This window comes from Ferruginibacter paludis (genome assembly GCF_030409685.1).
GTDB lineage: Bacteria > Bacteroidota > Bacteroidia > Chitinophagales > Chitinophagaceae > Ferruginibacter > Ferruginibacter paludis.
This window is the reverse complement of the sequence record NZ_JAUFQJ010000022.1, coordinates 1-12772: the sequence shown is the minus strand read 5'-3', so window position 1 is coordinate 12772 and position 12772 is coordinate 1. Positions and strand designations below refer to the sequence as shown.

The following is a 12772-nucleotide window of genomic DNA, read 5'->3' as shown; positions in this document are numbered from 1 at the left end:
GCTAAGCTATGTATCCGTTAAAATATAAAACACATTTTTCTATTGCTTTAATTGCGCTTATTTTTTCTACAAGCTGCACTAAGCTTGACCAGGGATTAAACAGTACACTGACGAGCGACCAGGCAAAAAATGCGCTGGGCGTCAATGGAACGCAATTGTTATTACAAACTGCCTACAATGACGTTGGCAATCCTTATTCCGACCCCGGAAATATCATGTCTATGGAGGAGGTGACTGCAGACCAGTGTGTGGTACCAACGAGGGCCGGAGACTGGGATGATAATGGAAAATGGCGGGCGTTAAAGCAACAAACATTCAAAGCTGATGGAGTTGATGTAATTATCAACATGTTTAACGCACTTAATAAACTAAATTTTGATGCTACAAATGTATTGGCCTTTAATCCTTCTAAAGCACAGGCGGCAGAAGCCCGCTTTTTAAGAGCTTTCGCTTTGTACCAGTTGCTGGATTTATTTGGGCAGTTTCCTTTCCGTGACCCGGGTGATAATTTATTAAATGCTCCTAAAGTTTACACCGGCGATTCTGCAGTAAGTTTTATCATCGGCGAATTAAATACCATTATTCCCGACCTCGATCCGGCAAACGGCATTGCCAAAGCCAACAAGGATGCGGCAAATATGTTATTAATGAAACTATATTTAAACCGTGGCGCATTTAATAACAGAGCTGCACCCACTTTCGATGATGCAGATATGCAGCAGGTAATTACCCTTGGCAATGCCATAATTGGTAGTGGCAAATATTCATATAACGCCAACTACTTTGATAATTTTAGTCCTTCCAACTCTGGTTCCAAAGAAGCAATTTTTGCTTACCCCAATACATCTGGCGTAGCAACCAATAATTCCGGCATACATAATTACTGGTGGGCTACACTGCATTATAATTCTTACCGTCCGCTCGCTCCTCAATCAGGTTGGAACGGCTTTTCAACAGTGGCTGATTTTTATAATTCTTTTGGAGTTACCAGTACACCAACAAAAACTCCGGTGGACACTTTGCTCGACCAGCGAATTGGCGGACGGTTTTATAAAGGGTGCACTGATGTTTCCGGAATACGGCCCGGGTTGTTAATAGGGCAGCAATATTATGAAGATGGTACGGCTGAAAAAGACCGGAAGGGTAACCTGCTAAAATTTGATCCCAATATCAGTGCTGACTTAAAAGAAACAGGAAATGACCTGGAGATTAAAGGTATCAGGATTGTAAAATATGTTCCTGATTTCTCTGGCAATGGAAAAAATTATGGTGGTGGTGTATCAGGTAACTGGGCTATGATTTACCGGTATCCTGATGTGGTGTTAATGGTGGCCGAAGCAAAGATGCGGGCGACAGCTGCAGACAATGCAGGCGCACTTGCTTTGGTGAACGAATTGAGAACAGCAAGAAAGGCCGCACCCCTGGCATCAATGACACTGGTGAATCCATCCAACATGGCAGACCCCGGTACATTACTGGCCGAAAGAGGCAGGGAATTATACTGGGAAAGTACCAGGCGAACAGACCTAATCAGGTTTGGCGTATTTATGAAACCCTGGGCACTAAAACCAGCGTCTGATGAAGCGCATTTACTATTTCCCATTCCAACATCCGCCCTGGCGGCTAATCCTAATTTGAAACAAAATACGGGTTATTAAATGTTTTAGAAACAGATATCATCTCAAGAAAGGTCATTGCTGCAATGGCCTTTTATTTTTAAATGCGTTACGAATGAGAAAAGAAATTTGTCTTTTTTTATTTTTTACCTGCACTTTATTTAGCTCCTGCAATAAAGGGAAAGATAAGGTTGCAGGCCTGTTTGAGTTGATGGGAAATACAGGAATTAATTTTGAAAATAAAGTCGAGGACGGTAAAACAGAAAATAGTTTTTTATTCAGAAATTTTTATAATGGCGGCGGAGTGGGCATTGGCGATATCAATAACGATGGCCTGCCCGACGTGTTTTTAACATCTAATACGGCAGCCAATAAGCTTTACCTGAATAAGGGTGATTTTAAGTTTGAAGACATCAGTAAAAAAGCAGGGATAATAGAAGACGATAAATGGAATACAGGTGTTGCTTTCGCAGATGTGAACAACGACGGCTGGCTTGATATTTACGTGAGCACATCCGGGCACATGGCAACAGGTAACAGGAAAAATAAATTGTACATTAACAATCACGATCTTACTTTCAAAGAATCCGCAGCACAGTATGGTCTTGACATTGCTGCTTATACGACCCAGGTTTCCTTTTTCGACTATGATCTCGACGGCGACCTGGATTGTTTTATGATTAATAATAGTCCAATACCGGTAAACCAGTTGCAGTTTAGCAACCGCAGAGATTTACCGGATGCCCAATGGCCCGTGGCTGATTTTTTAAAAGGCGGCGGCGATCATTTATTTAGAAATGACAACGGGCATTTTACAGAAGTTACAAAGGATGCCGGCATACATGGTTCCCTTATTAGTTTCGGTTTAGGAGTTTCTGTAAGTGATATCAATAATGATGGATATCCCGATGTATATGTGTCAAACGACTCTTATGAAAGAGATTATTTATACATCAACCAAAGAAATGGCACATTTAAAGACGAACTGGAAAATTGTCTGCAACATACCAGCTTCTCATCTATGGGCGCAGATATTGCTGATATCAACAATGATGGATACCAGGATATATTTACATCGGATATGTTACCACTGAACGATTACCGGCTAAAAACAATGGGCGCATTTGATAACATCGATTTATTCAATGCTAAAATAAAAGCAGGCTTTTATTATCAATACACCCAAAATTGTTTACAGTTAAACAATAAAAACAATCACTTTATTGACATTGCCAATTACAGCGGTGTTGCAGCTACAGACTGGAGCTGGGGTGCCCTATTGTTTGACATGGACAATGACGGATGGAACGATTTATATGTTTGCAACGGTATTAATAAAGATGTTACCAACCTGGATTTTATGAATTTTTTTGCGGATGAAACCTACCACAAAATGGTGATGAACGGCGAAAAAAAAGATGTTGAAAAAGTACTGAAAGAGATTCCGAAAACACCTTTGGTAAATAAAGTATTTAGGAATGATCACAACCTTAAATTTACTGATACCGGAGAAACCTGGGGCTTTACACAACCCAGTTATTCCAACGGGGCGGCTTACGCAGATCTGGATGGTGACGGAGACCTTGACCTGGTAGTAAATAATGAAAACCAGCAGGCCTTTGTATATAAAAATAAAGCCCGTGAATTAAATCATAATAATTACATCAGCATTCAACTTAAAGGAAACGGAAAAAATACATTCGCCATCGGCAGCACAATAAAACTCTTTGCAGGCAGCCAGCAATTCACAAGAGAGCTATATCCAAGCCGTGGTTTTCAGTCTTCAATGGATTACACAATCATCATCGGAACAGGAACAATTACACAGGCAGACTCCCTGATTGTTTATTGGCCAAACAGAACCTGCACCGTTATAAAAAATCCGGTAATGAATAAGACGCATGTTATGCGACAGGATGAAGCCAGCATGCTGTCACCAATAGCGTCGCTTGAAAAAAAAGAGACTCCATTTTTTTCAAGCGTAAACAGCAATTTTGACAAACATGAAGAGGATGACGTAATTGATTTTTACAATGAGCGCAATATTCCAAGAATGCTATCGCGTGAAGGTCCGAAAGCCGCGGTGGCTGATGTAAATGGGGATGGGTTGGAGGATGTTTTTATTGGAGGAACGCCGGGTCATCCGGGGCAGCTCTATTTTCAGACCAATGATGGAAAGTTTGTTAAGAAGGCGCAAAAGGGTTTTCAGCAGTACACGGATTTTGAAGATGTTGCTGTATTGTTTTTTGACTGTGACAAAGACGGCGACCAGGATTTGCTTATTTGCCCCGGTGGAAATGCGGCGGCTCCCAATAGCAGGGAACTACAGCTCCGATTATTTAAGAATGATGGAAAAGGCAATTTTCTGCTGGATGCAGCCAGTTTTACCAATGTCGGGATGAACATAGCTGTTGCAGTTGCAAATGATTTTAACCAGGATGGTTACCCCGATCTTTTTATTGGAGGCAGAAGTTTCCCCGGTATTTACGGAATGGACCCCGCCAGCTATTTATTTGTAAATGACGGCAACGGGCATTTTCACGACATTGCACCAGTGAAAAATCCGGATATTGCTAAAATTGGAATGGTGACGGGTGCTGTATGGGTTGATGTTACCGGCGACACACAAAAAGAGTTAGTGATTACCGGTGAATGGATGAGCCCAAGAATTTTTTCTTTTCAGCATGATCGCTTTAAAGAAATAACAAGTAATCTCAACCGTGTTTACGGCTGGTGGCAAACAATAGCTGCGGCAGATTTAAACGGCGATGGCAAAGAAGATCTCATTTTAGGGAACATGGGCGAAAATTTTTATTTGCATCCCGATAGCAGTCATCCTGTAAAACTATGGATCAACGATTTTGACCAGAATGGCAGTATTGATAAAATACTAACCTATACAATCGACGGTGAGGATAAACCGGCGTTTTTAAAGTTTGACTTGGAAGAGCAAATTCCGGGGATAAAAAAGCAAAGCCTGAAAAATGAAGCCTATTCAAAAAAATCAATTCAGCAATTATTTTCTAAAGAGATTGTTGAAAAATGTAGTGTGAAGAAGGTTAATTATTCCAGTTCCTGCATTGCATTAAATGAGGGGAATGGCAACTTTATGATAAAAAAATTGCCCGCCAGGGTCCAGTTATCCTGCGTCAACATTTGCCGCGTAATGGATGTAAACAAAGATGGCCACCCTGATCTTATTTTAGGAGGAAACCAGTTTGGTTTTTTACCGCAGTTTGAAAGGCTGGATGCAAGTTTTGGAGATGTGTTACTAAATGATAGCAAAGGCAATTTCAGCTGGCAGGAAGAAGCAAAAACAGGCTTGGGTTTAAAGGGCGAAGTAAGAGACATCCAGGCAGTAAACACCAAAAATCTGCATTGTTTATTAATTCTTCAAAACAATTTATATCCCGTATTGACAAAAATTAACAATGAGGTCAAGTAGTAGTCTCAGGGTCAAATTTTACAGGGCTATTGATACAACATAACCGGGAAATAAACCCTGGTTATCCAGGTACTGGAATCTGTTTCCTTTCTGCGATCAGTTACCAGTGAATAAAAAGGAATTGCAGGCGATCTTAATTGCCTGTCATCTGCGTATTGCTGCAATTGATCCAGTGCGTTAGCGCAGGTATAAGTCCCTCCTTTAACCTCACTAAACAAAATAACACTTTTGCCCGGCATTCTTTTTTGTTCAAAATTTTCGGATGACTTAATGGGCTTATCTGTTGGGAGCGCCACTTTTACATCATATTGTATGCTGTCATTTGTTGAAATATTAAGCATTGGAAATCCGGTCCTCCTGCCTTTATTAAAAGCAATATATGCACCCAATTTGTCGATTAAATCATAGACATCTTTGGTAGTGGGATAGTGCCTGAAGCTTGCTGCTGTCGCAAGCAGCAGGCTGTCAGAAATAAGGGCCTTTTTAACTGCGGAACCATAAATATTTACCGGGTCACTATAAAATGTGGTCATTTTTTGAAGAATTACCGAAAAGTCCCTGTTAACTTGTTTCGCCTGCAGGTAATTTTGAAGACGTTTGACTGGATTATTAGAGTTAGCAGCTGAACCGACCCACTCCAATCTGGTGGAATCAGTCGATAGAGAAACCAGGTATAAAGAACTGTTTAATTTCAGCTTGTCATTAGCAACAGACACGGGAATAACTGTAATATTACCATCCTTTATCTTGTACAATAAATTATTGTAAAACAAACTATCGCCGGTCGTTTTTCCCGGCCACCATTTAGCGAGACTGGTTTTATTGAGTAACATTCTGTGGATGGCCGGTGCCGGTGTTGACACAAAGGCACTGGCTTTTATCATTACAATATTTGGTATAAGGAAATATTCAGCAACGATGGCTAATGTTATTATACCCAGGACTGTAACAAATATTTTTTTCATGCCTTAATTTATTGTGGTACAAAACGGAAACAAATTTTCATCCAGCTTTAGTGCAAATGCAAAAGATGTACGGCTTCAAATCGTTTTTCTTTATAAACAACGCCGGCCTGGAAAATAAGAACTGCGCCTTAGGCATCTTGCCTGCGACTTTAAACAATTTTTCTCAATCATTTTAGTTGAATAATTGTTAAAAAGACTTTTTAAAAAATTTAAAATCTATTTTATCCTCTGCAAACGTTTGCGGAAACATTTGCAGAGACTTCTGCTATTAATATAACTACCCATGTTAAAGCAAAGTTATAATTTCATTGCCGCGATTCGCTCTACCAACATATTGCTGTATGAAGAAATTTCAATTTTCTCCCTGTCAGGGTATCTCCGGGCAAAACTTCATTATCAATTTTTCGGAAAAAGTGTATTGTAACCTGTTATTAGTGCATTAAAAACTAAATTAAACGACTGATTATGAATTTAAAAAAACTAGCAAAAGGCATCCTATGCTTTTGTCTTGCCCTGTTTTCCACAATGGCTTACGCCCAAAACAAAGAAGTAACCGGTAAGGTAACCGACTCTAAAGATGGTTCACCTGTAGCCGGGATTTCTGTGTTGGGAGTTACTACTTCAGGTAAAAAAGTAGGAACTGCAACAGCAAATGACGGATCCTTTAAATTATCCTCAACAGACGGGATTTCTAAAATTACATTTTCTGGTGTAGGCTTTGAAAAACAGGACCTGAACGTTGCCGGGAAAAGCGATGTTGCTGTTTCTATGAAAAGCAGCAATACGGCTTTAAACGAGGTTACTGTTGTAGGTTACGGTACCTTAAAGAAAAGAGAAATTACCAGTGCCATTACCCGTGTAAATGCAGAACAATTCAACAAAGGCAATATCAATGATGTTGCCCAATTGTTACAAGGTAAAGTGGCAGGACTTTCAATATCCCGTGCAGGCGGTGATGTGAACGGAGGTTTTGATATCAGGTTAAGAGGCCTCTCTACGATTGGTTCTGGTACTTCCCCACTGGTGGTAATTGATGGCCAGGTTGGTGCTGATTTAAACTCGGTAGATCCTAACGATATTAAAAGTATTGATGTATTAAAAGATGGTTCCTCTGCAGCAATTTACGGAACCCGCGGCTCTGCAGGTGTAATTATCGTAACAACAAAAACAGGGACTAAGGGAACGTCACAGGTTACCTATAATGGATCCGTTAGTATAGAAAATGCAGCGAGGCTTACCCAACATGCAAGTGCATCAGAATATCGTAGTTTATTGAAAACTCTGGGAGCCGGCACAGATTATGGAGCTACAACTGATTGGTATAAAGAAATTACAAGAACAGCTATATCGCACCAGCATAATTTATCTTTTTCTGGTGGCAACGAACATACCACTTACAATGCTTCTGTGAATTATAGAGATGCGCAAGGTATTGCTATTACAACAGGCCTTAAACAGTTAAATGGCCGGTTGAATATAACACACAAAGCATTAAATGACAGATTGGTTTTTAATGTAGAAGTTAGTACAACTCGTAAAACTGCTGACTTGGGATTCTCTAATGCTTTTGAATATGCAACTATCTACAATCCAACGTCTCCGGTTTATGCTCAAAAGCCAGAACAGGATTTAGCAGGTGGCGGTTATTTTGAAGTGAGTGCTACTGAATATTCCAATCCGGTAGCTCTTTTAAAACAAAACTCTAATCATCAGCAGCTTAGCAGGTTAAACTTTGCAGGTTCAGCAGAATACGAAATTGTTAAAGGCCTGAAGTTTCTTACTAGATATGCTCAGCAACAAACCAGCACTTACCTTACAGCATATAGCCCAAGTACAGCTTTTATAGATCGTGGGTTTTATAACGGAGTAACCGGCGTAGGACGTCACGGATATTCTTTTAAGAGAGATGACGAAGCCACAACGCAGTTGTATGAAAATACATTATCGTACAACGGAAAAATTTCTAATCTTGAGGTTGCAGCGGTAGCAGGTTATTCTTACCAGGATTTTATTTACCAGGGTTTTAATGCTGGTGCTGGTAATTTTATTACCGATTTGTCTGGCCAGGATTTTTCTACAGCGCAGGATATACAAAATGGTCTGGCAACTATAAATAGTTATAAAAACGGCAACAGGTTGGTAGCCTTTTTTGGCAGGGTCAATTTAAATTATAACAATTTTGCTTTCCTATCAGCTTCCTTAAGAAGAGAAGGTTCTACAGAATTTGGTCCTAATAATAAATGGGGCTATTTTCCTGCGGTAAGTGCCGGTGTGGATTTAAATAAATTTTTAAACCTGCCAGGTTTCAATACCCTCAAATTAAGAGGAAGTTATGGTGTAACCGGTGCCCTACCACCTTCACCAGGTTTGGCTGCAATAACTTATACAAGTGGGGGAAATTACCTTATAAATGGTAATTGGATTTCAACCTTTGGACCAAATCAAAATGACAACCCTGATCTGAGATGGGAGAAAAAAGCCGAAACTGATATAGGATTAGATTTTGCTGCTTTCAATAACCGGTTGTCCGGAACAGTAGATTACTACAAGCGTAAAACATCGGATCTTATTTTTAATGTTGAGGTTCCTGCACCACCAGCTCTTTTCCACAGGGCTTGGAAGAACATTGGCGACATGACAGGTAACGGCATTGAGGTGGCATTGAACTATGAAGTGATTAGAAAAACCAATAAATTTAATTGGACAACCGGCGTGAACTTTGCTCACAATCATGTTGTATTAACAAGGCTTGACCCATCCGCAGGCTCTTATATCGGAGAAACAAACTTGGGGTCGCCTGGTCAGGAAGCAACACAAATTACAAGGACTTATGCTGGAGCGGAAATTGGAGCCTTTTACAACCAAATATATAGAGGACTTGATGCCAATGGGAAAATTTTGGCTGATGATGGTACCGGAAAAACAGTTGCTGCAAGCACTGGCACTTATAAAACAGTAATAGGCCATGGCTTACCTAAATTTGAAATGGGTTGGACTAATACCTTCAATTATGGAAATTTTGATCTGAATTTTTTCCTGAGAGGATCATTCGGGTTTGACCTAATTAATACAAACAGAGCTTTTTATGAGAATCCTTCTGTTGCTGCTTTGTACAATGTAGTTAAAACTAAATATTTTAATCCAAACTTAAAAGACGCACAGATATTCACCAGCCTGTATGTTGAAAAAGGCGATTTTGTTAAATTGGACAATGCTACATTGGGTTACAACTTTAATATTGCAAAAAAAGCAAACGGAGTTAAAAGCTTTCGTGCATTCCTGACTGGTCATAATTTGTTCACTATTACCGGATATACTGGAGCAGACCCTGAGGTGCGCTATACAGATAACCTGAATGGTAATATTCTGGCGCCTGGTATTGACAGAAGGAGCACCTGGGTATTAACTCGTTCATTTACTGTAGGAGTTAACATTGGTCTTTAAAAAATAAATTTTATTCATTTACATACTTAATATATGAAAAATAAATTAATCAAAAGTACTTTAATCGCCGGCTTGCTTTTTACAGGATTTTCTTGTACCAAGCTCGATGAAGGACCTTACCTTTTTGATAAGGTAACGGGTGACAAGTTTGGTAAAACTGATTTGGAAGTACAATCCCTTGTTGGTGCAGCATATGCAAATTTAGCCGGCGTAGGAGGTAACAATCATTATATCCCTTTAAATGAAGTAACTACTGATGAAATAGTCGTACCAACCCGTGGCCCTGACTGGGGCGATGGTGGGCATTGGGTAAGATTAAAAAGACATACGTATGTTGCAACGGATCCTTTGCCAGCTAATGGATGGAATTTCTGTTATTCTGGTGTTTCAACCTGTAATCGCCTGATTTTTAATCTAACTAAAATTGGAACACCTTCAGCGTTGGAGTACATTCCTGAATTAAAAGCTTTACGTGCTATTTATTATTATTGGCTAATGGATTGGTATGGCAATGTGCCACTGAGTATTGATTATTCCGTTACAACACCAGTAGGAAATTCTCCGAGATTGGAGGTGTATAAGTTTATTGAATCGGAATTAACTACCAATGCACCATTATTAAAAAAACCAACTTCTGTTCCTGACATTGCAACTTATGGCCGTGTAAATTATTATACTGCTGAAGCATGCCTGGCAAAATTATATTTAAACGCGGAATTGTATGGAGCTGGCAAACAATATGATAAAGCTATTGCGGCTTGTGACAATATTATTAATTCAGGTGTTTATAACTTAATGCCCAATTATGCTGATAATTTTTCCCAAAATGATCAGGGATCTAAGGAATTTATCTGGGCTATCCCTTTTGATCATATTAAGTTTGGGGGACTAAACATAAATATGATGACTTTAAGTTACCTGAATCAAAGGACATATAATATCAATGCACAACCATGGAATGGCTTTGCCTCTACAGCAGAGTTTTATAAATCTTATATCGATACAGTAGCAAATCCTGGAACAACAGGAATGGTAGTCGGGTTGAGTCCTAAAGGAGATATGACAAGAGGTACACTGGATAAAAGGCTTGGAAATTTTATAGTCGGCCCGCAGTTTGCTGCTGACGGCACAAGGTTAGTAGATGATGGAGCAGATGCAACAGATCCTGATGGACCACCTTTCACTTTTACTCCATATATGAATGAGCTGGAGCCTGCAGCATGGCGTCAGTCTGGCGCGAGAATTGGTAAATGGCAAATGTATAATGGTATGACCAGTAATATGGACAATGATTTTGTTATCTTCCGTTATGCAGATATCCTCTTAACAAAGGCGGAATCCATTGCCAGGAATACCAGTAACTGGAATGATGCGACTACATTAGCTACAGTTAATCAGATCAGGACGTTGCATGGAGGGGTAACTCCTTTTGCCACATTAACTGCAGCGACTTTCTTAGCTGAGCGCAGCAGGGAGATGTTTTGCGAAGCATGGAAAAGACAGGATATGATTCGTTTTGGTACTTACAATGATGCATACGGATTTCATAATGCTGATGCACCAGATGCACTTGGTCCAAACGGAATCAATCACCTGAATATTTTCCCGATACCAGATGCTCAGATAAATGCTAATAAACTACTTAAACAAAACCCTGGCTATTAATATAAATTCCTAGCAGGTTAATTATTAACAATTTTGAAAGGGAAAGCTTGTAATGCAAATTACCTGCTTTCCCTTTTAACATTCAGATAATTAAAGTGAGCCAAATATTGGGTAAATTTGATGTCCCTTCTTTTATTGACAGAACTTATGGGATGCGTTGTAAATGATTGTTGATACCACTAAAAATTTCCTTTTGTTTCAAGATTTTATTTACTGTTTTTGGGAAAGAAAAATAATGCAGAGAAAGACAAAAGGTGCTTTTTTTCAAATGATATCTATCTGTACCATAGCCATGTTTTCCGGATGTCATTCATCCTATAGTGGGAACACGGTTAAATTATTTGATCTTATTCCTCCTGCTATCACGGGGATCGATTTTTCAAACGACGTTAAATACACAGAAGAATTGAACGCGTATACTTTCCGCAATTTTTATAATGGCGGCGGTGTTGGTATTGGCGATATCAACAACGATGGTTTACCTGACGTGTTTTTTTGTGGCAACCTGAAATCTAATAAACTATACCTGAATAAAGGCGATTTTAAATTTGAAGACATTACAGATAAAGCCGGGCTGAATTCAGCAGGCGTATGGTCGACCGGGGTTACTTTTGCAGACGTTAACGGCGATGGTTTATTAGACATTTATGTTTGTAAATCGGGCGATCTTAAAAGTAAAAACCGCAACAACAGTTTATACATAAACAATGGCAATAGCACTTTTACAGAGCGGGCTGCTGAATATGGATTGAATAGTCTCGGGCTTTCAACACACGCAGAATTTTTTGATTATGACCATGATGGCGACCTGGATTGTTACCTCCTTAATAACTCCATGCGTTCTGTTGGCAATTACGATTTAGTCAAAAATCAGCGCAACATTCCGGATACACTTGGTGGTAATAAATTGTACCGCAATGATAAGAATCATTTTATTGATGTCACCGCAAAGGCAGGTATCTACAGCAGCAAAATCGGTTTTGGCTTGGGTGTTACCATTGCCGATGTAAACAAAGATGGCTGGCAGGATATCTATGTGTCCAACGATTTTTTTGAAAAAGATTACTTGTACATTAATAACAAAAACGGCACGTTTACCGAATCGCTGGAAAGCTGCATACGAGAGATTAGCATGAATTCTATGGGCGCTGATATTGCCGATATTAACAATGACGGCTATCCCGATATTTATGTTACAGATATGCTGCCCGAAACCGAAGCGAGGGTTAAAACAAAAACCAATTTTGAAAACTGGGACAAATACCAATCAAATTTGGCGAACGGCTATTATCACCAGTTTGTAAGAAATGTGTTGCAACTAAATCAGGGGCCTTCCGACGGTACCGGCGCTAAAGCTGCTGAAGTTAATTTTAGTGAGATAGGCCGCTTAGCGGGCGTACAGGCTACCGACTGGAGCTGGGGTGCACTGATAACAGATTTAGACAACGATGGTTATAAAGATATTTTTGTGGCCAACGCTATTTTCAAAGATCTCACAGACCAGGATTATATACAGTACACAGCCAACCCCGATGAGGTTAGAAAAATATTAAAACAGGAAAAAGACGGAGGCATAAAGAAGTTAATCGATTTAATGCCATCGAATCCTTTATCGAACTATGCCTACAGCAACAACG

The 12772-nt window shown here is 39.6% G+C and carries 6 protein-coding genes; 5 read left to right on the top strand and 1 reads right to left on the bottom strand.

All coding sequences use genetic code 11. The annotated features are described in order from the left end of the window. The first annotated feature begins 8 nt into the window (after positions 1 to 8). Both QWZ08_RS23780 and QWZ08_RS23775 read left to right on the top strand, forming a co-directional pair. Positions 9 to 1658: a RagB/SusD family nutrient uptake outer membrane protein gene (locus QWZ08_RS23780; RefSeq protein WP_290340110.1), complete on the top strand. Its 1650-nt coding sequence runs from the start codon at positions 9 to 11 to the stop codon at positions 1656 to 1658. 73 nt (positions 1659 to 1731) lie between these two features. Continuing rightward, a complete protein-coding gene (locus QWZ08_RS23775; RefSeq protein ID WP_290340109.1) occupies positions 1732 to 5061 on the top strand; it encodes a VCBS repeat-containing protein in 3330 nt (1109 codons plus the stop codon). 26 nt (positions 5062 to 5087) lie between these two features. On the opposite strand, the gene QWZ08_RS23770 is transcribed toward QWZ08_RS23775, so the two are convergent. Continuing rightward, complete coding sequence (locus QWZ08_RS23770; RefSeq protein WP_290340108.1) at positions 5088 to 6026, bottom strand: GyrI-like domain-containing protein; 939 nt, start codon at positions 6024 to 6026, stop codon at positions 5088 to 5090. A gap of 465 nt (positions 6027 to 6491) precedes the next feature. Between QWZ08_RS23770 and QWZ08_RS23765 the strand changes: the two genes are divergently transcribed. The 3 genes from QWZ08_RS23765 to QWZ08_RS23755 form a co-directional block, all read left to right on the top strand. After that, positions 6492 to 9470 carry a SusC/RagA family TonB-linked outer membrane protein gene (locus QWZ08_RS23765; RefSeq protein ID WP_290340107.1) on the top strand — a complete coding sequence of 993 codons (2979 nt, stop codon included), beginning with the start codon at positions 6492 to 6494 and terminating at the stop codon, positions 9468 to 9470. A gap of 33 nt (positions 9471 to 9503) precedes the next feature. Then, on the top strand, positions 9504 to 11135 hold the full coding sequence (locus QWZ08_RS23760) for a RagB/SusD family nutrient uptake outer membrane protein (RefSeq protein WP_290340106.1): 1632 nt from the start codon (positions 9504 to 9506) through the stop codon (positions 11133 to 11135). Between the two features lie 235 nt (positions 11136 to 11370). Further along, positions 11371 to 12772, top strand: a 1402-nt coding sequence (locus QWZ08_RS23755) for an FG-GAP repeat domain-containing protein (protein ID WP_290340105.1), incomplete at its 3' end; no start/stop codon positions are given.

Excerpts from the sequence above, each read along its gene's own strand:
- QWZ08_RS23780 (WP_290340110.1), top strand. The coding sequence starts at position 9 with ATGTATCCGTTAAAATATAAAACACATTTTTCTATTGCTTTAATTGCG.
- QWZ08_RS23775 (WP_290340109.1), top strand. The coding sequence starts at position 1,732 with ATGAGAAAAGAAATTTGTCTTTTTTTATTTTTTACCTGCACTTTATTT.
- QWZ08_RS23770 (WP_290340108.1), bottom strand. The coding sequence starts at position 6,026 with ATGAAAAAAATATTTGTTACAGTCCTGGGTATAATAACATTAGCCATC.
- QWZ08_RS23765 (WP_290340107.1), top strand. The coding sequence starts at position 6,492 with ATGAATTTAAAAAAACTAGCAAAAGGCATCCTATGCTTTTGTCTTGCC.
- QWZ08_RS23760 (WP_290340106.1), top strand. The coding sequence starts at position 9,504 with ATGAAAAATAAATTAATCAAAAGTACTTTAATCGCCGGCTTGCTTTTT.